We start from the raw sequence: 23,582 nt of genomic DNA on the forward strand, positions 1-23,582 counted from the left end.
TGGGCCTGGTAGCCGCAGCCTTTAGGCTGCGGTCTTTTTCCCGCCATGGCACAGCTCCTCGATCAAAAACCCGCAAGCTAAAGCTTGCGGCTACCGATACCCCGGCCGCGGAGCGGTCTTTTGGATCATCACACATCCAGATTCCTTACATACTTCGCATTCTTCTCGATGAACGCGCGCCGGGGCTCCACCTCGTCCCCCATCAGGATGGAAAATGTGCGGTCCGCATCGGCCGCATTTTCGATCGAAACCTGGAGCACCGTTCGCGTGTCCGGGTTCATGGTGGTGCTCCAGAGCTGTTCCGGGTTCATCTCCCCGAGGCCTTTGAACCGGGAGATCGTAATGCCGCTAGTCTGAAGGACGGCCCCCTCCTCGGAGACGGTTTCCACCGTTTCCTCTTCCTGCCCCGGCGGCTCCGGTTTGTCGCCGTTTTTCTTCTTGTCCGCCTTGAACCGCTTCAGGATTTCCTCCCGCTCATCCTCGTCGAACGCGTAGAGTTCCTGCTTCCCCTTCTTGACCTTGTAGAGCGGGGGCTGGGCGATGTAGACGTGTCCGAGCTCGATGATCTGTTTCATATACCGGAAGAAAAGCGTCAGGAGGAGCGTCCGGATGTGGGAGCCGTCGACGTCGGCGTCGCACATGATGATGATTTTTCCGTACCGGATCTTCGCGGGATCGAAATCCTCCCCCACTCCCGCCCCGATCGCGGTGAAGATGCACCGGATTTCCTCGTTCTCGAGGATTTTGTGAAGGCGGGCCTTCTCGACGTTCAGGATCTTTCCCTTGATCGGAAGGATCGCCTGGAATCTGCGGTCGCGCCCCTGCTTTGCGCTTCCGCCCGCGGAATCTCCTTCGACGATATACAATTCGCAGTGTTCGGGATCGTCGATCGAGCAATCGGCGAGTTTCCCGGGGAGGCTCGAAGATTCGAGCGCGCTCTTTCTGCGCGTCAGGTCGCGCGCCTTCCGGGCCGCTTCACGCGCCTCGGCGGCGCGGAGGCACTTGTCGATGAGGCGCCGGGCGTCGCCGGGATTCTCGTCGAGCCAGATCGCAAGCTGCACGCTCACGATGGTCTCCACGATTCCCCTGATCTCGCTGTTGCCGAGTTTCGTCTTGGTCTGTCCTTCGAACTGGGGTTCGGGCACCTTCACGCTGAGCACGGCCGTCAACCCTTCGCGGAAATCGTCTCCGGTGAGCTGGACGCTGTTTTCTTTCACCAGGTTGTTCTTCGAGGCGTAGGAGTTCAGGGTGCGCGTGAGCGCCGTCCGGAACCCGATCAGGTGCGTGCCGCCTTCGAGCGTGTTGATGTTGTTGACGTAGGTAAAGACGTTCTCGTTGTACTGATCGTTATACTGAAAAGCGATCTCCGCCTCGACGATCCTCCCCGCCTCGTCCTTGTCCTGCCCTTTCATGTAGACCGTTTTCTTCATGATGGGCGGCCGGGTCGCGTCGATATACTGGACGAACTCGATGATGCCGCCCTTGAAATGGAACGACTCCTCCCGTTCCTCGCCGTCCCGGAGATCCACGATCCCGAGCCTCACGCTCGGATTGAGGAAGGCCAGTTCGCGGAGCCGTTCGGCGATCGTTTCGAACTTAAACGTCCGGTTTTTGAAAATCTGGTTGTCCGGAAGGAACGAGATCTTGGTGCCGGTTTTTTTCGCATCGGTCTTGCCGGTGACTTTCACCGCGCCCTGCGGCTTGCCGCGGGCATACTTCTGATACCAGATTTTCCCGTCCCGGTAAATCTCCGCTTCCAGCCATTCGGAGAGCGCGTTGACGACGGAAACTCCGACCCCGTGCAACCCTCCGGAGACCTTGTAGGTATTCTTGTCGAATTTTCCCCCGGCGTGGAGGACCGTCATCACGACTTCCAGCGCGGACCTTTTTTCCTCGGGATGGATATCGGTCGGAATCCCGCGGCCGTCGTCGATCACGGTGACAGACCCGTCCTTATTCACGCTGACCGAAATAGTGTGCGCGTACCCGGCGAGAGCCTCGTCGATGGAATTATCCACCACCTCATACACGAGGTGATGGAGGCCGCGGACGGAGATGTCGCCGATATACATCGCCGGCCGTTGCCGGACCGGTTCGAGCCCCTTCAGGACGGTGATATCGTCCGCGGTGTATTCGCCGTTGGTCCGCCCTTTTCCCGCGGGAGCTTCGCTTGCCGCTTTGCCCTTCACCTTTTTTTCTTCTTCTACAACTTTTCGCATGACGCCCCTTTATCGAAATATGATGTCGTGCACGATCTCCTGATGCATCGCACGATTGATTTTCTCAATCAAATCCTTCTTCAGAAAAACCAGCTCGTTCCGCCAGACCGCCTGCTCGACATGGACGAAGAGCTTTCCGTCGGTGATCCGCTCGGCGGTGGCCACTCCCGCGATCTGCTCGCCCACGATCCCCGGCCAGGCTTCGAGCATTTCGTATTGTTTGATCTTTCCCCCGATTCCGAGCGAGCTCAGAACCCCGGAAATTCCCGTCGCGATCAGTTTTGCCGGCGGTTTGCTCATGCTTATGCCGCCAGCTCCTGTTCGACCACGGTCCCGCTCCGGACCAGGAACCGCTTGTGAGATTCACCGAAGTTCGTCCCCTTTTCGAAGAATCGAACGCTCGTCGATGTGATGAAGGCCTGGCTTAACCCCTCGACAAAATGCAGAAGCTGTCTCGCCCGTTGCTCGTCGAGTTCGGAGAAAATATCGTCAAGGAGCAGGATCGGCGTTTCACCGCTCCGGTCCTGGAGGTAGAAAAATTCCGCAATCTTGAGAGCGATCAGAAACGTCTTCTGCTGCCCCTGGGAGGCGTAACTCCTCAGGTCGAGCCCGTTGATCCTGAATAACAGCTCGTCCCGCTGGGGCCCGACAAGCGTTATGCCGGCGCGCATTTCCACCGGGCGGGTCTTTTCTATCTCGGCTTTGAGCAGCTCCCGAATTTCGGGTTCCGTCGATCTGCTCGAAAGGGCGATCATCGGCCGGTACTCGATTGTCGGCTCCTCGGCGCTCCCCACGAGACGGTGGTACGCGGAGGTGACGAACTCCTGAAATTCCCGGACGAACTGGTTCCGCCTGTTGGTGACCGCTGCGCCGAGAACGACCATCTGGTCGTCCCAGGGCGGGAGAAGGTCCGAACAATCCGTCCGCTGGAGTTTCGCTTCTTTGAGAATCCTGTTCCGGTGCCGCAGGACTTTTCGGTAGGCGATGAGGTCTTGCAGGTAGACGCTGCTCGACTGCGAGATCACAAAATCGACGAACTTTCTCCGGTCGGCCGGGGCGCCCGAAACGATCGCGGTATATTCCGGAGAGAAAATCACGATCGGAAATTTTCCGATGATCGAGGTGAACGGCTCGACCCTGCGCTTGTTCACCATCACGACCTTCTCGACCGGCTCCTTCGCATAGGCGACGCGGACGTTGTGTTCCGTCCCCCCTCCTCCGACGAACGTTCCCGCGATCTCGAACAGCTCCGCGCCGAAGTTCAACGCGAGCGCGTCGCTCGACGCGTAAAAGCTCTTCGTGAGGCAGAGGTAGGAGATCGCTTCGAGAATATTCGTCTTTCCTTCGCCGTTGTCACCCAGCAGGAGGTTGGTACCGCCCGTGAACTGGAAGGAGGAGTCGAGATGGTTTCTAAAGTCCCGTAGCCTGAGGTTTGTCAGCTGCATCGACTCGAGGGGATCAATCACTCAACCTCACCGGCATGACGAGCATCAACAGGTTCTCGCCGTCCCTCTGCGAGACCGGCCTGAGGATGCTTGCCCGCGTCGGCGAGCTGAACATCAACTGAACCTGATCGGTGTCCATATGCGAAAGCATGTCGATCATGTAGGTAGAATTGAATCCGATTTCCATCGGCTCCGCGGAGTAATCGCAGGTGAGCGTCTCTTTCGCCTCGCTCCCGAAATCGATATCTTCGGCCGAAACCGCGAGAGACCCTTTGCGGAGGGAGAAACGGACCTGATGCGTCGTCGAGCTGGCGTAGAGCGCCGTCCTGCGCACCGAAGCAAGAAGCTGATTCTTGTCGATCAATAATTCCTTGTCGTTTTCGAGGGGGATCACGCTTTCATAATTCGGAAATTTCTCCTCGATCATCCGCGAGACCAGCCGGGTCGTTCCCATCGAGAACATCGCGTGATTTTCGCTGAACGCGACGCTGCCGTCGGCCGTATCGGACGATTTCAGGACGAGGTTGAGCGCCTTCGCCGGGACGATGACTTCGCGCTCCCCCGCGGTGGAGGAGAACGACGAATTCACCAGGCGCACGAGACGGTGGCCGTCCGTCGCCACGGCGCGGATCTCGTCTTTCTTGATCTGGAAGAGGACGCCCATCATCGCCGGCCTCAGCTCGTCGGAACTCACGGCAAAGGATGTCTTCATGATCAGGCGGCTGAGCGTCGGGCCGTCGATTTTCAACTCCGCATCCGACTTGAATTTCGGGATGGCGGGGTAATTCTCGCTCGACTCGCCGGTCAGCCGGTACTCGCCGTTTCCCGTCTTCATCAGAATTTTATTGTTGTCCGTCTGGGCCGTGAAATTGATTTCCGTGTTGGGGAGCGCTCTCACCGTTTCCATCAACCTCTTTGCCGGGACCGCAATCGTTCCGTTCTCGCCGTTCTTGACCGGCAGGTTCACCGACATCGAGGTGTCGAGATCGGTCGCCGTGAGCTGGAGCTTGTTGTCCGTAACCTCAAACAGAAAGTTTTCCAGAATTGGAAGAGTCGATCGCGTCGGAATTACGCCCCCGATATTTCCGAGAACCTTCTGCAGTTCGATGCTGGACGTGGAGAATCTCATTGATCTTTCCTCTTTTGAATGGTGAAGTTGGGTACGGTGGCAACCTTTAAATTTACGAAATTTACGCGTGAAATTCAATCGAAAACATATCCTAACCCCATACAAATACAATAAGTTAGGGAAATCACAGGCTCCCTGATACCACTGCCTTATCCACCCCTATAACCCCCAGTATTACTATATGTTATAGAGATGTAAAAAGAGGATTACTAATAATAAGGCACGTTGACATGTGTACAATTGGTTCAACTTCTTTTCCCGCCTCCGTTTGCGCACGACTCATTTGTTTGAACTCTGTGTCTTCGCTCTTGAAAAGATCCGGCATATCCACAAAACATCGTCTCTGCCACATCCCGCCACGAAACGACAAACTCTTTGCACAGTCCATTCACATGAAATCACTTCCGGCGCACAGCGTTATCAACAACTCCCGGCCGAAACGAAAAGTGCCCGAACAAGACCGGGCACTCGCTGAACCTCTGAAGAGTCGAAAGTGATTATCCGAGACTCAACTCCAGTTTTGATCTGAGTTGCAGCACCAGGTTTTTCTGTTTTGGATCGTTTGCCATGCTGTCTTCGACCGTCTGGTAGGCATGGATCACCGTGCTGTGATCGCGCCCGCCGAAATGAAGCCCGATCGTTTTGAGGGAAGAGTTGGTCAATTCCTTCGTGAGGTACATGGCGATCTGGCGTGCGTTCACGATCTCCTGTTTGCGGGTCTTCGCGCGAATGAGATCGTCCGGGATGCCGAGATGCTCGCAAACCACCCTCTGAATTTCCTCGACGGTGATATGGGTTCTGACCTCTCCCACGATGGAACGAACGACCTCCTTCGCAAGGTCGAGATCGATCGTCCGGCTCTCGAGCGATGAGCGCGCAAGCAGGCCGATCAGGCAGCCCTCCAGCTCGCGGATGTTCGAGGTGACATTCAGCGCGATGAACTCGACCACCGCATGCGGAAGTTCGGCTCCCCGGTCGCCGCTCTTTTTCCGGAGGATGGCGATTCTTGTCTCGAGATCCGGGGGCTGGACGTCGGCGGTCAATCCCGATTGGAACCGTGAAATCAGGCGCTCATTCAGCCCTTTCAGCTCCTTCGGGGGCTTATCGGAGGAAAGGACGATCTGCTTTCCGAGCTGGTGGAGCTCGTTGAAGGTGTGGAAAAACGTGTCCTGCGTCTTTTCCTTCCCGGCGAAGAACTGAATGTCGTCGACGATAAGAAGGTCGACGCGGCGGTAGAAATTGGAGAACTCGGCGACGCGATCCTTCTGGATCGCCTCGACGAAATCGATCGTGAACTTTTCGCTCGAGACGTAGAGGACCCGCCGGCTGCGGTCGGTTTGCATCACGTGGTTCCCAATCGCATGCACCAGGTGCGTTTTCCCGAGTCCGACTCCGCCGTAGATCACGAGCGGGTTGAACGACGATCCGCCCAGCGTGTTCGCGACCGCGAGCGCGGCAGCGGAGGCGAATTGATTGCTCTCACCTCTGATGTAATGTTGAAATGTGTACGACGGATTCAGGAACGCCGCGGCGGGTGACTTTGTCATCGGCGCGCTCATGGCCGCGCGCGGTACATCGCCGGAGGACCCGGCCGGCTCGGAGGAGATCGGCGCAGGAGCTTCGGGAGAATAGGGGGACGGGGCATGGCCAGATGGACGCGTGTCCCGATCTTCGGAAACGACTTCATAATCCAAAGCGATTTCAGTTCCGGTGACTTGCGTGAGGACTTCGCTCAAGAGTGAAAAATAATGCTCCTCAAGCCATTCTGAAAAAAACTGGCTCGGGACCTGGATCGAAAATTTTCTGTCGCTCAGCCGGAGAGGGATGATCGGCTCAAACCAGGCCTTGAAGCTCTGGTTGTTCACTCGCGCTTTGATCAGCTTGAGGCAATCAAACCAGGTCCTCTCGTGAAGCTGAAGGTTATCAAATCCAGCGGGGATGACATTCGGATCCGCACTGCTGTTCTGTGTGGGGGCACTTAGATGCATTGCTCGGTAACCTCATAAGACAAAATGGATTACGGCGATTTAAACCGCTATCTACAACTTGTCAACAACGATGTGAACAAAATCCCCCGGGTGGGCTACAGCCTGCAACCAAGGTCGGTACGCACAGCAAGGGGTGAATGTTGAAGCGAGACCTCCAAGAACTTGAATTCAGCGCGTTTATCCGGTCCAGAGCTTTGTAAGAGAATGGTCAAGCGGGAGATGCCGGGTCCGGACGATCGCGCGATAAAGGTTATCCACATTTTATCGACACGGGAGAGAAGCCTCAAACCATGAGATATAATACAAAGTTTTTGAGCTGACGTCAAGAGAAATCTTCGTGCCGGAAGCAAAAAAAAACGAAATTGTAACGCGGTTGTTGATATTGCCGGAGGTTTTTTACACTTTAATTTCCGCGGAGAAACGCTTTCTGATGAATGTAAAGAGGAACATACGGGTCAGGCTTACGCGATACTGGCGGATTCTCGGGCCCGGACTGATCACAGGCGCCAGCGATGACGACCCGTCCGGGATAGCAACCTACTCGCAGGCAGGCGCACAGTTTGGCCTCGCCACGTTGTGGACCGCCCTCTTCACCTATCCGCTGATGGCCTCGATGCAGGAAATGTGCGCGAGAATCGGCCTCGTCACATCGCAGGGGCTGGCCGGAGCGCTCAAGAGATACTACCCCCGCCCGGTCGCCTACCTCATGGTGCTGTTCAGTTTTCCTGCCATCGTGCTGAATATCGGCGCAGACATCGCAGGCATGGGAGCCGTCGCCCACCTCTTGTTCCCCGCAGTCCACGCCATTTATTTTAGCGCCGCGTCCACCATAGTTCTGCTGACAGCAATTATCTACCTGCCATATCATAAAATGGCGTCAATCTTGAAATATCTGTGCGCCATTCTCCTGGTCTACCTTGTCACACCCTTCTTTTCAAAGGTCAACGTCATCCAGGTGCTCAAACACGCGTTTATCCCCACTTTCAGGTTCAACAGGGAGTTTATTGAGATTTTTGTGGCCGTGCTCGGGACGACGATCTCACCGTACCTTTTCTTCTGGCAGGCCACCATGGAAGTGGAGGAGATGCGCCACAGGAAGAGGCATCTGGTCGTGGACAAACGCGTCATCCGTAATATGAAAGTCGATATCGACATCGGAATGCTCTTTTCGAACATCGTCATGTTCTTTATCATGCTGACCACCGGCACCGTCCTGTTTCACGGGGGCGTCCGGGAGATCGCGACAGTCGAGCAGGCCGCGAGCGCGCTTGAGCCCCTGGCGGGAAAAGCGGCATACCTTCTCTTTGCGATCGGAGTGATCGGGACGGGTTTTCTCGCCATCCCGGTCCTGAGCGGATCGCTTTCTTATGTCCTTTCGGAGGCGTTCGATTGGAACGCGGGTCTTGACAGGAAATTTCACGAAGCAAAAGCGTTTTATGTCGTTATCGCGTTCTCGCTCCTTGTCGGGCTCCTCATAAACTACATAGGCATCTCCGCGATTCAGGCCCTCATGTACTCCGCCATTCTCTACGGGATTACAGCGCCGGTCATCATCGCGATTGCGCTGCATATCTCCAACAACAAAAAGGTGATGGGCGAGTTCACGAACGGAAGATTCTCGAACATCCTGGGGTTGACGGCGCTCGTCGTGATGTCGGCGGCAGCGCTCTGTATGCTCTACTTCCAGTTCATCGGCTGAGTTTCTCTTCTCGTTCCCACGCCGGGCGTGGGAACGCATACCTCGGCCGCTCCGCGGCCCGACACGGGGAGCGCCTCAATCTCGTTACGCGACCTAAAGGTCGCGCCTACGGATGCCTCGGGCTTGGTAGCCGCAGCCTTCAGGCTGCGGTTTTTCGGTTCGGCGGTTGAAACTCGCCCGCCACCCGGCTTGAGGTCCGTTTGTTTTTGCAGCGCGGTTTACGTATATTGCAAACCACTATCGAATTGCGGGTTTTTGAAGGCAGAGGATTGTGAACAGCAATCCTCTTTTTGCATTCTCGCAAGAACAGATCTCATTCGGAGTCTCGAGTAATGAAACGGACATTTCAACCCAGTAACCGGAAACGGAAGAACAAACACGGATTCCGTGAGCGCATGAAATCGAAGGATGGGAGAAAAGTTCTTGCGCGCCGCCGAAAAAAAGGACGCTGGAAACTCACCGTTAGCGACGAGCGCTAGCCCACCAACCCGCGATCTCAAGAGAGTGCGGCGCACTCTTCGACGGGCGGAGATCCTCAGCGGAAGAAACAATTTTCAGCTGGTCTTCAAACATGGCCGGAAGGTGCAGGCGAAGTATCTGGGATGCCTGATCTTGGCGGACCAGCGGTTAAAACTTCGCGCAGGATCGACCTCAGGCGTCGGCTTTACATCACCCCGTGGCCTGAAAAAGGCCGTCGACCGCAACCGCCTCAAGAGACTGGCGCGGGAAGCGTACAGGCTCAACAAGGAGATCCTCTTACCGAAGCTGAACGGGCTGTCAAATCCGCTGGCGCTGATCTTCCTGTACACCTCCACCGTATCCGGATCGCCGCGGTTCCCAACCTTTGCGGAAGTCGAACTGGACATGAAGAAGTTGTTGAATTTGCTCGCCGAGACAAGGATCGAAGGATCCGAATGATCCCAATCCTGCTTCGCCTGTATCAGCGGTTCATTTCTCCTGCGTTCTCCGTTAACGCATGCCGGTTTTACCCGACATGCTCCTCCTACGCGCTCGAGTCGATCAACAGGCACGGGACTCTCAAGGGAGTCTGGCTGGCGGCGAAGAGGTTGCTCCGCTGCCATCCGCTGCACCCCGGTGGGTATGACCCGGTACCATAACTTTCCCCCATTTAACTACTGACCCCGGCCGTTCCATGGATCGAAATGCAGTCATAGGCTTTATTCTCATCGGTCTCATCCTTATGATCTGGATGTGGACGAATGCCCCTCCGCCCACGAAAGCTCCCGCGGGGTTTGATTCCGCGCTGGTGCATCAAACCCACCCCGATACGGCGAAAAATCTCCCCGCCCAGCCGGGGAACGTACAAGCCGGGAAGGATACGCTCGGCAAATACTTTTCTTCGGCCGAGTCCGGGCAAACGAAAGTCATCACGATCGAAACGAAGCACTACCGGGCGAAAATCTCGACAAAAGGCGGAACGATCGAGTCGTGGGAACTGAAAGAGTATAAGACCTGGGACCAGTACCCCGTAAACCTCATCGACGGGGCCGATACGCGCGACTTCAATCTCATGTTTTACTCCACCGACGGCAAGCTCATTAACACCAAAAACCTGGCGTTCCAGTCGGATCTCGCGGACGGTACGGTCCTCACCCTTGCCGACCAGGAATCCCTCAAGGTCGATTTCGTGCTAAAGGCCGGCGACAGGAGCCGAATCGTAAAATCGCTTGTCTTCAACGGCAGTCTCTACTCGTTCGATGCGGTCTACCGGTTCGAGGGGATGGAAAATATCATCGCCAATTTTGAATACCAGGTGACCTGGGAGTCGGGTCTCCGGTACGAGGAACGAAACACAGTCAATGAATCGAATTTTGCCAAGTCCTCGGTGTTTGCGGGCGGCGAGCTGACCGATGTCGACGCGAGCAACTTCAACGAGCCTCTGAAACAGAATATCTCGGGCCGCGTGGAATGGATTGCCGCAAGGAACAAATATTTTGCCGTCGCGCTCATCCCCCGCGAGAAGACAAGTCAGGGGGCCTATCTGGAAGGCAACCGCGTCAAGCTTCCCGATAACGGGGCGAAAGAAAACTACAGCATCGCGCTCAAGATGCCGTTTATCGGGCACCCGGTCGAGACGGACCGGATCACGGTCTTCCTCGGACCGCTCGATTTCGGCGTCGTGAAGTATTACAATGTCGAGCTCGACCGGATCATGAGCCTTGGCGCGGTCTGGATTATCAGGCCGATCTCCCGGTATGTCATCCTCCCCCTGTTTGAATTCCTCAGGCTGTTCATCTCCAACTACGGGGTCATCCTCATCATTTTCTCCATCATCGTGAAAGTGGTCCTCTACCCGCTCACGAAGAGCAGCATGACGTCGATGAGGAAGATGCAGGCTCTTCAGCCGATGATGACGGAGATACGGGAAAAGTTCAAAGACGATCCGCAGAAGATGAACCAGCAGATCATGCGGTTGTACAAGGAGTACGGCGTCAATCCGGCGGGAGGCTGTCTCCCGATGCTCCTCCAGCTCCCGATTTTGTACGCGTTATGGGCGGTCTTTAGCGCGACGATCGAGCTCCGGCAGGCCCATTTCGTCTGGTGGATTCAGGACCTTTCGTCTCCGGATGTGATCGCGGTCCTTCCGTTCAAGCTTCCCCTCTTCAGCATCAACGAACTCAGCGGGCTCGCGCTGCTGATGGGCATCACGATGTTCGTCCAGCAAAAAATGACCGTGAAGGACCCGCGGCAGAAGATGATGGTGTGGCTCATGCCGGTGATGCTGACGCTGATGTTTACCAGCTTCCCGTCGGGACTAAACCTCTATTACTTTATGTTCAATCTCTTCTCGATCGCCCAGCAGATGTGGGTGAATAAGCAACACGAGAATGAGCCGCTGAGAAAAGTGGACGAGAAAAAACAGTCCGGCGGGTGGATAAACAAAATCGCGAAGCAACTGCCGAAGGCCCCCAAGAAGTAGTGGTTTACTGAGAGCTCCACCGGAAGGTAACCCGGTTCTTGATCACAATTCCTTCGTCATTGACGCGGCCGCTGAATGAGCGGAAGCTGACAATAACGGAGTAAAGTCCCTCCTGCGGCACCAATCGTCCCCCATTAGACGCGAATAGATTCCCGTCGAAAATTATCAAGCCCATGACCTCTTCTCTCGGGGGGATCGTTAGAATATAGTCCGGACAGAGGGGCCGCGTCCGCGGATCAAAAACGAACACCTCGGTTGAATCAGGGGCGACGATCTGAAAGGTCATTCCCGGACCGATAAAGCTGCATCCGGCCCCACACTCTACCGCACTTGATCCGATATTCACAGCCCGGGCTGTAATAGTTACGGGATTTGTAAAACTTCCTGCGGGCGGTGTTGCAGTAACAGTCAGCTTAATATCTGGTACCGGAGACTCGAGGACGACCGCCCTGTCGCAACCCGCGACCAAAATGAACGCCGCAACAACCACTAGTTTGAGCATGACTCTCCAAAGCTATAAACAGGGGAGGCAATCAAAAATATTCACCTTCGTTGTAACCCCGGTCTGAACGTCAATATCGAAATCAATCGACGCACAACATGGACCGCCCCGATTGATTTCGAAAGCACGGAGGACATAATGCCCTGCCCGCACATCGAATATCGCAAGGCCGTTGGCGTCGGTGAACAGGGTGTCGGCCGTTTCGAGCAACACAAGCTTCTTTCCAGGCAAACCCTGGTTATCCCAATAGACGTATGCAATGATCTGGCCGAGCGGTGGTCGGGGCGGGATTCCTTGGGGCAGGATGGATTGCGGTGGGGTCTCTCTACAGGAGACGGCTAATGTTGCGAGTAGAAGAAGACCGATTGCTTTCATAGTACCTCCTTGCAGCCAAACAACCGGGTACGGTGGCTGTGGAACCACTACTCAAAGATAAGGAGACAATTTGCAGATTGCAAGCCTCCCTTGGATTGACTGCTGTCCAAATTAAAAACAGTTCGCCCCGATTCAACATGCATTCATGCCCGGATCTGGCGAGAGTTGATCTGCAGCCCCTACTTGATCAGCAGGATTCCCTTTGCGGCAGATTGGAGGGCAGATGACCCGCGGTTCGTCGGAAGATAGGTCGCCCTGACAAAATAAAGTCCGGTTCCAACCTGGCTATTTCGATTGTTAGCGCCGTCCCACATTATTTGGTGAGGCCCCGCGGTTTCTTTGCTTTGTAGGATGGTTCGCACCTCCCTCCCGATGGGGTCATAAATTCTCAGGGTGATCGTTCCTTCGCCGGGGATTTCGTAGCGGAGGCTGGTGGATGAATTGAACGGATTGGGGTAGTTCTGGTAAAGCGTAAATGACCGGATCCGATCCAGAGGTTCTCTTACGGAGGTTGTTCCAAGATCGAGACGATAGACTCCGCGAGGACCTCCTCCAAAGCGGGTACCGTTAACGCCCGCATAGAGGTATCTCTCGTCGGGCGATAGAGCCAATGCGAACACCTGTGCCGAGTCGATTCCGATGTCCTGCCACGATTGTCCACCATCCGAGCTCGTGAACACCCCGTGGCCGAATACGGTGTCAGGCCGGAAATCGAAAGACCAGCTGATACCTGCAAAGAGAGCGTCCGGTATCGATCTTAGCCGCCTAGTGATGCACCAGACATTTGCGAAGTTCCCCGGGATCCCGGCTGAGATGTTGATCCATGACGTGCCTCGATCGGAAGACTTAAAGATCCCCTTCGAAGCTGCGACCGTACGAGATCCAGCCATGTAAAGAGTCGATGACGGGTCCCCGAACTCGAAATGGTAACCTCCCCCTCCATAGAGAATATCCGGTAGCGTATTCTTCCAAGTCAACCCATCGTTTGTCGAAATGTATAGCCGCCCGTCGCTATACGCGCTCACGTAAATCCTTTCAGGGTTTTCAGGATCAATCCCAATCGCGCCGATATTCCTCCCTTGAGGCCCAGTCGAATCAGCGATGGATTCCCAAAGCGCGCCGCCATTTGTGGTCCTGGACAATCCGCCAACTACCAGAGCGGCAATCATGGAATCTGGATGCGTTGGATTGATGGCGAGCTTCGTAATCCCTGATCCCCACCAGCTCGCCGGGATGCCGCTATCCGCGCGGAACCATGTCGCGCCCGCGTCTGTGCTTTTTAGCAGGCCGGCAGAGCCATAAGAGGCGGCATAGAGCGCCGCGAAGAGAATGTTGGAACTGTCGGGACGCATGACCAATTCCTGTACACAAACGCTGTCTCGCATCAACATCCAGTCCACGCCCGCATTGGTGCTCTTGAAGATTCTGCCCTGGGCGGCGCTGATGTCGCTTCCTACGTAAATATTGCTTCCGTCTCTCGGATCCACGAGTACCGACGTAATGGCCTCGTAAGGCAGCCCCAAGTGCACCCATTGGGCGGATAGGTTCAATGGCACACTAAACGAAAGACAAGTTATTGCAAGTAAGATGCGGTGCGGCATGGTCGGCTCCCCCTGGTCACTCGAAATCTACTATCTGCCCCACCCAATGTCAAAAACCGGGACAACGAGCTTAGGCCGGATCGTTGTTTTTATTGGCGGAGTTTCATAGATTCATGTGCCAGTCTTTCTTACCGAATCTACGATGAACCCCCAGGATCATATCATAGCGGCCATTGTTACGCCTATTGGCGAGGGAGGGCTTTCAGTCCTCCGCGTCAGCGGCAAGGGGGCGATAGATTTGTCCAGTGCGAGATTTGCCGGCAAGACCCCCCTTTCCTCGGTAGCGACCCACACGGCCCACTTCGGCCACTTTATCGATCGGGACGGCGTCATGATCGATGAAGTGGTCGCCACAGTCTTCAAGGCTCCTCAGTCATATACCGCCGAGGACACGGTAGAATTCAGTTGCCACGGAGGAGTCTATATTTGCCAGAAGATCCTGCAGTCGCTACTGCAGAGCGGCGCCCGCGCCGCTGAACCGGGAGAATTTACGAAACGAGCTTTTCTCAATGGCCGCATTGATCTTTCGCAGGCTGAAGCTGTTGCCGACCTGATTCGCTCGAGATCTGAAAGCGCACACCAGATTTCTCTGATGCAACTTCAAGGCAGGCTCTCTGGAAAAGTGAACGGACTGAGGGAGAGCCTCCTCAATGTGTGCGGCCTTCTTGAGCTTGAACTCGACTTTGCAGAAGAGGGCCTTCAAGTAGTTGATAAATCCAATATAAACAATAGTTTAACAAGCACGATCGAAGAGATCGAATCGCTCATCGCTTCCTATGAGCATGGCAGGCATTACCGCGAAGGCGTGAGAGTCGCGCTCGTCGGCAAGCCGAATGTCGGTAAATCAAGTATTCTTAATGCTTTGCTTGATGATGAGCGAGCGATAGTTACGGCAATCCCAGGTACTACGCGAGATGTGATCGAAGAGAATGTGAACATTGGCGGCCTCCTGTTCACAGCGATTGATACGGCGGGCCTGAGATCGACCGATGACCCCGTTGAAATAGAAGGAATGATTCGGACGGAAAAGGAGATTCAGAATGCGGACATCGGAGTGCTCGTTCTGGAGTCTGGTCGAGTGGACGAAGAGGACATTACTCTGATCTCACGGTTGACAGGAGTGGAAAACCTTGTGAAGAAGTTGTTGGTAGTAGTGAACAAGGTTGACCTAAACGCACATTGGCGCTTGCAAATCCCAAATTACCAGCCGCATACACCCCCCATCTACGTCTCAGCGAAAACGGGAAAAGGTGTGGATAAACTTCAGGCAGCGCTCGTCTCATCTGTCCTTAACGGCAACGGATTGGGGACTGAAAAGAGTCCAATCGTGACAAATGAGAGGCACAAGAATAGCTTATCCAAAGCAAGGGATCTACTAGTTCAGGGGCGGATCGACCTCCTGGAGGGCAAGAGCAATGAATTTGTCGCCCTGAGCCTCCGGCTGGCCTTGGACAGTCTTGGAGAGATAGTCGGGGTTGTTACCAGCGAAGATGTGCTTAATAACATTTTTGCCACTTTCTGCATAGGGAAGTAAGGGATGTTTCACGTGGAACATACGGGAGCCGGTTTGTCGTGGTAGAACCCAAACCTTATTATGATGTTGCCGTGGTTGGGGGTGGCCACGCAGGAATAGAGGCGTCACTGGCAGCCGCCAGGATGGGATGTAAGACTGCCCTCTTGACGATGGATAGAAAATCGATTGGGAGGATGTCCTGTAATCCCGCGATCGGAGGTACAGCAAAGGGGCATCTGGTGAGGGAAATTGACGCCCTTGGCGGGGAAATGGGGAAAATTGCAGATGCGACGGGGATCCAGTTCAAGATGCTCAATAAGTCTAAAGGCCCCGCTGTTTGGTCTCCAAGGTGCCAAAATGACCGCGAATGGTATTCTGTCGAAGCTCGAAATAGGATAGAAAACCAAGAAAACCTCCATATTTTGGAGGATTCCCTCCTCGATATCCATACCTGCCAGGATGGCTCTCCTGGAAGGCTGAAAGTTCTAGGATTGTCCATGCGGGGAGGTTCGATAACCTGCCGGTGTCTCGTTCTTTGCGCAGGCACGTTCTTGCGCGGCTTACTTCATACGGGACTTAACGAAACCACGGGGGGCAGGTTCGGTGAACCAGCATCAAAGGGTGTCACCGAGGACCTTGAGAGGCTGGGGTTTACGAGCGGGAGGCTCAAGACGGGGACCCCGCCCAGGGTTGCACTCGACAGCATTCGCCTCGAGGCTTTGGAGGAACAGCTTAGCGACGACCCACCAAAGCCCTTTTCCTTCCAAAATAGGGAGATTTCGAACAGATTGATCCCGATGTACCTCACCCACACGAACGAAGCGACTCATGAGGCCCTCAGGAAGGGATTCGACCGCTCACCCATGTTTACCGGGAGAATTAAGGGTACCGGGCCCCGATATTGCCCTTCGATCGAGGACAAGATCGTCAGATTTTCTGAGCGGGAAAGGCATCAGATCTTCCTGGAGCCTGAGGGGTATGACTCAAACGTAGTATATGTCAACGGCTTCTCTACGAGCCTTCCGGAGGAAGTTCAGTATGAGGGGCTCAAAACCATGGCGGGGCTTGAACAGGTAAAGATGCTGCGGCCCGGCTATGCCGTAGAATACGATTTCTTTCCGCCACACCAGATCAAACCCACCTTGGAGACGAAACTTGTGGAGGGCCTGTTCTTTGCCGGTCAGATCTGCGGTACATCGGGATATGAGGAAGCGGCCGCACAGGGCCTGATGGCTGGAATCAACGCCGCCCTCAGGGTAAAAGGCCATAAACCTTTCATTTTGAAGCGATCTGAGGCATATATTGGGGTGATGATCGACGACCTGGTCAGCAAGAGCACCGAAGAGCCTTACCGCATGTTCACGTCCAGGGCAGAATACCGGCTGCTCCTCAGGCAAGACAATGCAGACCGGCGACTCATGAGGCAGGGGCACCAGTTCGGTCTCATCCCCACTAGTGTTCTGGAGCGGCTTGAGACCAAGGAGGCGTTTATCAGGGACGGGATAGGCTTCCTGGAGCGGGAGACCTGTCGGCCATCGGATATCAATCCTTTTCTCGAGCAGCATGGCAACTCTCTCCTGACTCAAAGCGAGAAACTTTCTCAGCTGTTGCGCCGGCCGGGAATAAGCCTGAAGGAGCTTATCAAAATAGAGTGTATTGAGGGATGTGGATATGTCGACAAATTGTTGAACCTTGGAGATCCCAACCTCATTGACGAGATAATCGAGCAAATTGAAATTGAAATCAAGTATGCCGGTTATATAGTCCAGCAGACGGACCAGATCCAAAGATTCGACAAAATCGAATCGATGAGCATTCCGGATGACTATGATTTCCAATCTGTGAAATCGTTTTCGAGCGAGGGAAAAGAGAAGCTCATGAAATTCAAGCCCACCTCGGTTGCGCAAGCGTCACGCATCAGCGGGATAACGGCTGCCGATATTTCTGTGTTAATGGTTCAACTCAAACGGTAGATTGTCTCTTCAGTTTCACGTGGAATCTTGCGTTATAAACCCAATAAAAACAGTAGTTTATGGATGATGCTGTTTTGTTCAGGTCAATATGCCAGAAAAACCGCCTTGAAATAACGGACGCTCAGCTCAGCTCGCTCGAAGGATATGTGAAAGAGTTATTGGAATGGAATCAAAAGATCAATCTGATCTCACGCAAAGACGAAGAACATATCTGGACGCGTCACGTGCTCGGCTCGATTGCACTCCTCTTTCAGTTCGAGTTTCTCCCGGGCTCCACGATCATCGACATCGGTACCGGCGGCGGGCTGCCGGGGATTCCCCTTGGCATCCTGTCTGAAGGCCTGGAGGTCACCCTCATAGACTCGATACAAAAGAAGATCCGGGCCGTGGCAGAGATTATTACGAGCCGAAAGTTGGGACGAGTCAAGGCTCTCCCGGGCAGGATCGAAGAGCTGAACGGCAAGCCGCCTTTCCACCATGCATTCGATTATGTTATCGCTCGTGCAGTCGGCTCAATTTCCGATATTGTGAAATGGGGCGCACCTTTACTAAAGACCTCTTCGGGTGGTCAGCCAAACGATCCCTCCCCGCGGAAATGGCTGAAGAGGGGATCGATTATTCTCCTCAAGGGGGGAGATCTTACGGGAGAGATGGAGCAGGCACGTGTGAAGCAAAAGCCGGGGGATATTGAATCCTATCCCCTTATGATCGACGGGATCGATCCATCCGAATTTGTCGAAAAGAAAATTGTCATCATCCGCCCTTAAGATGCCAGAGTGAAACAGAACAAAACGCTTTTTGATCAGCTCCGAAAGCTCACAACCGAGCAGTCGAACCCGCGAAGCCAAACCATCGACCGGATGGACATTCCGGGAATCCTCAAGACGATTGCGCGCGAAGATGCGACGGTACCCTCCGCCGTCAGGCGGGAGATACCCCACATTGGAAAAGCAGTGGCGATGGTCGTTCGATCGCTGAAATCTGGAGGAAGGCTTATTTACGCCGGTGCAGGTACAAGCGGCAGGCTCGGGATCCTGGACGCGGCGGAATGTCCCCCGACATTTGGGACGCCCCCGGAGATGATACTAGGGCTCATTGCCGGCGGTAAAAGCGCCGTTTTTAGGGCAATTGAGGGGTCTGAGGACCTTCAAACCGACGGGACGCTTGCTATCCGGAAGGAGAGGGTGAGCGACAAGGATGTGGTGTGCGGGATAGCCGCGAGCATGAGAACTCCCTATGTCATCGGCGCTCTCCGGGAGGCCAAACGGCGCGGAGCTTCTACCATACTCGTCACCACGAATTCCCGGGCGAAGCTTGCCGGTCGGGAGTTCGCCGCGCTTCGAAAAAGCGTCGACGTTGCGATCTGTCCCGTCGTCGGTCCGGAAGTGATCATGGGATCGACACGGATGAAAGCCGGCACCGCCCAGAAACTTGTGCTTAACATGATCACCACCTGTTCCATGGTCCGGCTCGGGAAGATCTATGGGAACATGATGATCGATCTGCGACTGAACAGCCGCAAGCTCGAGGAGCGCGCGAAGCGGATCGTCATGATCGCCACAGGCCTTGACTATGCCCGGGCCTCCGCCATGCTGGACGAGGCGGGCGGGCACGTGAAAACCGCCATCGTGATGGCAAGATTGGATATCTCAGCCCGCCAGGCGAAGGCCCGGCTCAAAAAAGCCGGCGGCTTCGTCCGGGGCGCACTCAAGAATTCGCGTTGACAACATCCACCCACAACACCCACGATCGGTCATGAAGCCGGAACTGCTCGATTCCGAAATGTACCCGCCGTTCGGCGGCTTTCCGAAGGAAGGGATAAAATTCCTCCGGCAGCTGAAGAAGAACAACAACCGGGAATGGTTCGCGAAACATAAACCCGAATTTGAGGATTTCGTGAAATTGCCGATGCAATCGCTCATCGCTTCCTTGCGTGAGCCGATGTCGAGGCTTGCCCCGGAGTTCGATGTCCATCCAAAAAGAAGCATGTTCCGGATCTACCGGGACACGCGCTTCAGCAAGAACAAGCTTCCCTACAAGACTCATGTGGCGGCGGTCTTTCATCACAGAGGAAACTGGCAGGGGAGCCCCGGGTACTATTTTCACATCGAGCCCGGGCAGGTCTTTCTCGGGGGAGGAATTTACATGCCGGATAGCAGCCAGTTGAAGAAAATCCGGGCAGCGATAGCAAGCCGGCCGGATGAGTTCCGGTCGATCGTCGAAGACAAGTCATTCAAGCGGAAGTTCGGCGGCCTGGAGGGTGAAAAACTCAAGAGGAATCCGCTCGGCTATAGCGCCGATCACCCCATGATTGAATGGCTGAAATATAAGCAATTCTTCTCCGGGGTCGAGTGGGAGGAGAAGAGCTGCTATACGCCGAAAGTGGTGGGCAATATCGTTCAGGTCTACAAGGAGATGCTGCCGTTGATCCGGTTCCTGAATGAGGCGCTCGGTGTTTAAGACTCTCCTTTTTCTCCTTCTGGTCGCGGAAAGCTGTGCGGCCCCCCAACCAGGCGGGGGAGTCTCTTTTCGGCCGGCGATTCACCTTCCGGTAGGGGGCCATCCGAACTCGGTTTCCGTTTCGGACCTAAACCGCGACGGAAAGAAAGACATCATTGTGGCCTATAGCGACAAGTCCATGATTGCGATCTTCGTGGGTGACGGCAAGGGGAGTTTTATGCAAGCGAAAGGCTCACCCTTTCCGGCAGGGCAGGAGCCTAACGATATTGCAGTAGGGGATTTTAACGGCGACGGCCGCTCCGATCTCGCCGTTCCGAATCACGGAGTGAAGACCGCAACCGTCCTTCTCGGGGATGGGAAGGGGGGATTCTCATTCGCTCCCGGGTCTCCGTTCAGCGTGCAGAGTAGGCCCCATCCACACGGGATTGTGGCTGCGGATTTCAACGGCGACAAGAAACTCGACCTCGCAGTGGAGAGCTGGGGAGAGAACAAGGTGCTTGTGATGTTCGGCATCGGCGATGGCTCCTTCTCGCAACCGGGCGTGAAATTCGATGTCGGGAAGATGCCGTACCAGCGCCTGCGCGCCGCGGACCTCAATGCCGACGGGCATCCGGATATTATCACCTCGAACTTTGAAGGAAGCTCCGTCTCGGTTCTCCTTGGAGACGGCAAAGGGGGGTTCACGCCTGCCGGCTCGGGGAACATCCCCGTGCCCGAGTCCCCGTTTGGACTTGCCGTGGGAGATTTCAACGGGGACCATCATCCCGATATCGCAGTCAGCCATTATTCCGGCCAGGGCGATGACCGGAGCAAGGACGGAGTCTCACTCCTTTACGGCGACGGAAAAGGCGGTTTCACCCTGGCGAAGGGCTCGCCGTTTCCCACAGGGCATTACCCTCCGATGGTCGCGGCGGGCGACCTGAATGGGGATGGATTCACCGATATGGTCCTGCCGAACAAAATGGAAAACAGTGTGACACTCTATCTCGGGGGGAGGAACGGTATCAAGATGGCGGAGGGCTCCCCGATATCGGTGGGACACGGACCTCAGTGTGCGGTCATCGATGATATCGATGGGGACGGCAAGGCGGATATCGTCGTAACGGAAGAGGACGACAACGATGTGGTAATCCTCTTTACGAAGTAGCGATCCCTCCGGGTTCCACGGCCCACCTCCCAACCCTCAGAATTTTTCAAGCGCGAATTAGTTCAAGAGAAACATTGAAATGACTCTCAACTTGAATCCCTGGCGTGGTTTAAAGGGGCTCCCCAGGGAAATTTGGGTCCTCTTCATGACCACGCTCGTCAATCGAGCCGGTACGATGGCACTTCCTTTCCTGGTTCTTTACCTCACGAGGAGCAGGGGACTTTCCGCCGGGCAGGCCGGTCTGACGCTCGGCGTTTATGGTGTTGGAGCCATGATCACCGCGCCCATCTCGGGGGCGCTTACGGACCGTATCGGTTCGCTTCTCGTGATGAAGGGGTCTCTCGTTTTTTCCGCTCTCCTGTTGTTCCTGTTCCCGTTCATACCGGACTATCGCGGCGTTCTTCTTCTCACATTTCTTTGGGCGATGGCGAACGAAGCATTCCGGCCCGCGAGTCTCTCGGCCACGGCCGAATATGTCGCGCCTGAGAACAGGAAAACGGCGATGGCGGTTGTGCGCGTGGCGATCAATCTGGGGATGAGTATCGGACCGGCGGTGGCGGGAATCCTTGCAACGTATTCCTATTCTTACCTCTTCTTCGTCGATGGAGGAACGGCTCTCCTTGCCGCAGGTGTTCTCTTTTTGTTCCATGGCCAGAAAAAGGGACAATCAAAAAAGAGCGAAGGCCCCATGTTCACCTGGATCGGAGATCCCCGGCTCCTCTACATCCTGGCTCTCTTCATCCCGGTTGAGCTCATCTTCTTCCAGCATGAGGGATCCTTGCCGCTGTTCCTGGTAAATCAGCTCGGGATGCCGGAGAAGCTTTACGGCTTTCTCTTCCCGATCAATACAATTCTCATCATTTTTCTCGAGGTCCCGCTTAACCTGGCCATGGCGCACTGGCCGCACAAGAGAACGCTCATGCTGGGGGCGCTTTTGATCGGAGCAGGGTTCGGAGCCCTCATGTTCGCGAACAGTTTCATCGGAGTGGCGATCACGGTTGTCATCTGGACCTTTGGAGAAATGATCTTTTTCCCGACGAGCGCTGCGTTCGTTGCGGACATCGCCCCGGAAGAGAAACGGGGCGCATACATGGGACTCTACGTCTTATCGTTCAGCTTCGCATTTGCTTTGGGCCCCTGGTTGGGAACCGCGGTTCTCCAACATTTCGGGTCCACCGTTTTATGGGGATGTCTGTTTGGTCTGGGGGTTCTCTCGGCACTGATGACAATGCGGGTTTCGGAGAGAAAGGAGGGCCAGCCGGAGCACTGATGCTCGAGCTTAACCCATATTCAGCAGGGCGATTGAGCCGGGGAGAAGGATGAAGGAAGAACACTCCCCCCAGACTCCCCCCGCGCCGATCTCCGAGCGGACCATCCTGTTGGTGCTCACCTCCATTCAGTTCACGAACATACTCGATTTCGTGATCATGATGCCGCTGGGGCCGCAGTTGATGAGGGTCTTTTCGATTTCTCCGCAGGAATTCGGATTCGTCGTATCCGCCTATACGTTCAGCGCGGGCATCTCGGGATTCCTGGCGGCGTTCTTTATCGACAGGTTCGATCGCAAGAAAGCCCTCCTCGTGTTGTATTCGGGATTCACAGTCGGGACGTTTCTCTGCTCCTTCGCACCGACTTACCTTTTCCTGGTTGGAGCGAGAATTATCGCGGGGACATTCGGGGGTATTCTCGCCGCGACAATCCTGGCGATCGTCAGCGACATGGTCCCTTACGACCGGCGGGGCGCAGCGATGGGGATGATCATGACGGCTTTTTCTCTTGCGCAGGTCGGTGGAGTCCCGATCGGTCTCTTTCTTGCAAACCATTTCAGCTGGCACGCGCCGTTTGTATTCCTCGCGTCTTCGGCGCTTATCTGCATGCTGATAGGAGCCTGGGTTCTTCCCCCCATGAGGTCCCACCTGCAATCGGTGCGTCACGACAGTCCGTTTCAGACCGTCAAAGCCCTCCTGACGGACGCGGCGCCGCAGCGGGCCATACTCTTCATGGGAACGCTGATTTTTGGGGGATTTGCGATCTTTCCATATATCAGTCCTTACATGGTTTCCAATGCCGGGCGGACGGAATTGGATCTCCCGTATCTCTATTTCTTTGGAGGAGCCGCGACGATTATATCGTCCCGGGTGGTCGGCAAGCTTGCGGACCGCTTCGGAAAACTCCGTGTTTTCACATACCTCGCCTGGGCTTCGCTTTTGCCCGTGATCCTGATGACGAACCTGCCTTCCGTCTCTCTTCCCGTCGCCATCATCGTGGTGACGGTGTTCATGGTGATCGTATCGGGAAGGGCGGTGCCATCGCTGGCGATGGTCACGGCAGCCGTCCACCCGGAGCGACGGGGGAGCTTTCTTAGCATCAGCGCGTGCGTTCAGCAACTCTCGGCCGGGGTCGCGTCTCTCATGGGAGGATTCATACTGGGAAAGTCGTTGGGCGGAGGGATCACAAATTTCGGATGGGTCGGATTAATATCCTGTCTCACGACGGTCCTTTGCATCTTCCTCGCAAAAGGACTTCGGCAGGTCGACTCAACGCCGGAGGCAACTCCCGCCGCAGAAGCGGCGGGGATCGGGTAGCGGGG

General features: G+C 55.3%; 21 protein-coding genes. 13 read left to right on the forward strand and 8 right to left on the reverse strand.

Translation table 11 applies throughout. The features are described 5' to 3' along the window. Nucleotides 1–128 precede the first annotated feature (128 nt). From gyrB to dnaA, 5 genes are all read right to left on the reverse strand, one after another. The gene (gene gyrB / locus VI215_05040) at nucleotides 129–2,219 is read right to left on the reverse strand and encodes a DNA topoisomerase (ATP-hydrolyzing) subunit B (GenBank protein ID HEY6191678.1); all 2,091 of its coding nucleotides are present in this window, start codon (nucleotides 2,217–2,219) and stop codon (nucleotides 129–131) included. A 9-nt stretch (nucleotides 2,220–2,228) separates the two neighbouring features. Further along, complete coding sequence (locus VI215_05045; GenBank protein HEY6191679.1) at nucleotides 2,229–2,519, reverse strand: DUF721 domain-containing protein; 291 nt, start codon at nucleotides 2,517–2,519, stop codon at nucleotides 2,229–2,231. Nucleotides 2,520–2,521: 2 nt separating this feature from the next. Continuing rightward, nucleotides 2,522–3,685 (reverse strand): DNA replication/repair protein RecF, encoded by a 1,164-nt coding sequence (gene recF / locus VI215_05050; protein ID HEY6191680.1) that lies wholly within the window; start codon nucleotides 3,683–3,685, stop codon nucleotides 2,522–2,524. Beyond that, a complete protein-coding gene (gene dnaN / locus VI215_05055) occupies nucleotides 3,678–4,793 on the reverse strand; it encodes a DNA polymerase III subunit beta (protein HEY6191681.1) in 1,116 nt (371 codons plus the stop codon). Before dnaN ends, recF begins: the two co-directional genes overlap by 8 nt. A 497-nt stretch (nucleotides 4,794–5,290) precedes the next feature. Next, nucleotides 5,291–6,781: a chromosomal replication initiator protein DnaA gene (gene dnaA / locus VI215_05060; GenBank protein ID HEY6191682.1), complete on the reverse strand. Its 1,491-nt coding sequence runs from the start codon at nucleotides 6,779–6,781 to the stop codon at nucleotides 5,291–5,293. Between the two features lie 430 nt (nucleotides 6,782–7,211). Here dnaA and VI215_05065 point away from each other — a divergent pair, with 430 nt between their 5' ends. From VI215_05065 to yidC, 5 genes are all read left to right on the forward strand, one after another. Continuing rightward, nucleotides 7,212–8,480 carry a divalent metal cation transporter gene (locus tag VI215_05065; protein ID HEY6191683.1) on the forward strand — a complete coding sequence of 423 codons (1,269 nt, stop codon included), beginning with the start codon at nucleotides 7,212–7,214 and terminating at the stop codon, nucleotides 8,478–8,480. Nucleotides 8,481–8,812: 332 nt separating this feature from the next. After that, nucleotides 8,813–8,959, forward strand: coding sequence for a 50S ribosomal protein L34 (rpmH, locus tag VI215_05070; protein HEY6191684.1), 147 nt, complete (start codon nucleotides 8,813–8,815; stop codon nucleotides 8,957–8,959). Nucleotides 8,960–8,984: 25 nt separating this feature from the next. Continuing rightward, on the forward strand, nucleotides 8,985–9,398 hold the full coding sequence (locus VI215_05075) for a ribonuclease P protein component (protein ID HEY6191685.1): 414 nt from the start codon (nucleotides 8,985–8,987) through the stop codon (nucleotides 9,396–9,398). Further along, nucleotides 9,395–9,598: a membrane protein insertion efficiency factor YidD gene (yidD, locus tag VI215_05080; GenBank protein ID HEY6191686.1), complete on the forward strand. Its 204-nt coding sequence runs from the start codon at nucleotides 9,395–9,397 to the stop codon at nucleotides 9,596–9,598. Before VI215_05075 ends, yidD begins: the two co-directional genes overlap by 4 nt. Before the next feature lie 35 nt (nucleotides 9,599–9,633). Next, nucleotides 9,634–11,421 (forward strand): membrane protein insertase YidC, encoded by a 1,788-nt coding sequence (gene yidC / locus VI215_05085; GenBank protein ID HEY6191687.1) that lies wholly within the window; start codon nucleotides 9,634–9,636, stop codon nucleotides 11,419–11,421. Between the two features lie 4 nt (nucleotides 11,422–11,425). Here yidC and VI215_05090 read toward each other — a convergent pair whose 3' ends face one another. The 3 genes from VI215_05090 to VI215_05100 form a co-directional block, all read right to left on the reverse strand. Further along, nucleotides 11,426–11,923 (reverse strand): hypothetical protein, encoded by a 498-nt coding sequence (locus VI215_05090; GenBank protein HEY6191688.1) that lies wholly within the window; start codon nucleotides 11,921–11,923, stop codon nucleotides 11,426–11,428. Nucleotides 11,924–11,935: 12 nt separating this feature from the next. Then, the gene (locus tag VI215_05095) at nucleotides 11,936–12,298 is read right to left on the reverse strand and encodes a hypothetical protein (protein ID HEY6191689.1); all 363 of its coding nucleotides are present in this window, start codon (nucleotides 12,296–12,298) and stop codon (nucleotides 11,936–11,938) included. Between the two features lie 179 nt (nucleotides 12,299–12,477). After that, nucleotides 12,478–13,821, reverse strand: coding sequence for a FlgD immunoglobulin-like domain containing protein (locus VI215_05100; GenBank protein ID HEY6191690.1), 1,344 nt, complete (start codon nucleotides 13,819–13,821; stop codon nucleotides 12,478–12,480). A 220-nt stretch (nucleotides 13,822–14,041) separates the two neighbouring features. On the opposite strand from VI215_05100, the gene mnmE reads away from it, so the two are divergent. The 8 genes from mnmE (at nucleotide 14,042) to VI215_05140 (ending at nucleotide 23,577) form a co-directional block, all read left to right on the forward strand. Continuing rightward, nucleotides 14,042–15,433 carry a tRNA uridine-5-carboxymethylaminomethyl(34) synthesis GTPase MnmE gene (gene mnmE / locus VI215_05105; protein HEY6191691.1) on the forward strand — a complete coding sequence of 464 codons (1,392 nt, stop codon included), beginning with the start codon at nucleotides 14,042–14,044 and terminating at the stop codon, nucleotides 15,431–15,433. Between the two features lie 38 nt (nucleotides 15,434–15,471). Continuing rightward, nucleotides 15,472–17,385 carry a tRNA uridine-5-carboxymethylaminomethyl(34) synthesis enzyme MnmG gene (gene mnmG / locus VI215_05110; GenBank protein HEY6191692.1) on the forward strand — a complete coding sequence of 638 codons (1,914 nt, stop codon included), beginning with the start codon at nucleotides 15,472–15,474 and terminating at the stop codon, nucleotides 17,383–17,385. Between the two features lie 59 nt (nucleotides 17,386–17,444). Next, on the forward strand, nucleotides 17,445–18,152 hold the full coding sequence (gene rsmG / locus VI215_05115; protein HEY6191693.1) for a 16S rRNA (guanine(527)-N(7))-methyltransferase RsmG: 708 nt from the start codon (nucleotides 17,445–17,447) through the stop codon (nucleotides 18,150–18,152). Nucleotides 18,153–18,161: 9 nt separating this feature from the next. Beyond that, a complete protein-coding gene (gene murQ / locus VI215_05120) occupies nucleotides 18,162–19,109 on the forward strand; it encodes an N-acetylmuramic acid 6-phosphate etherase (protein ID HEY6191694.1) in 948 nt (315 codons plus the stop codon). Nucleotides 19,110–19,140: 31 nt separating this feature from the next. Further along, entirely contained in the window at nucleotides 19,141–19,845 is a 705-nt protein-coding gene (locus VI215_05125; protein HEY6191695.1) for a DUF2461 domain-containing protein, read from the forward strand. Then, nucleotides 19,838–20,992: a VCBS repeat-containing protein gene (locus VI215_05130; GenBank protein ID HEY6191696.1), complete on the forward strand. Its 1,155-nt coding sequence runs from the start codon at nucleotides 19,838–19,840 to the stop codon at nucleotides 20,990–20,992. The genes VI215_05125 and VI215_05130 overlap by 8 nt, the downstream gene beginning before the upstream one ends. Nucleotides 20,993–21,137: 145 nt before the next feature. After that, complete coding sequence (locus VI215_05135; protein HEY6191697.1) at nucleotides 21,138–22,262, forward strand: MFS transporter; 1,125 nt, start codon at nucleotides 21,138–21,140, stop codon at nucleotides 22,260–22,262. A gap of 49 nt (nucleotides 22,263–22,311) precedes the next feature. Further along, nucleotides 22,312–23,577: an MFS transporter gene (locus VI215_05140; protein ID HEY6191698.1), complete on the forward strand. Its 1,266-nt coding sequence runs from the start codon at nucleotides 22,312–22,314 to the stop codon at nucleotides 23,575–23,577. Nucleotides 23,578–23,582 lie beyond the last annotated feature (5 nt).

The organism is Bacteroidota bacterium, from assembly GCA_036522515.1.
Classification (GTDB): Bacteria; Bacteroidota; Ignavibacteria; order UBA10030; family SZUA-254; genus VBOC01.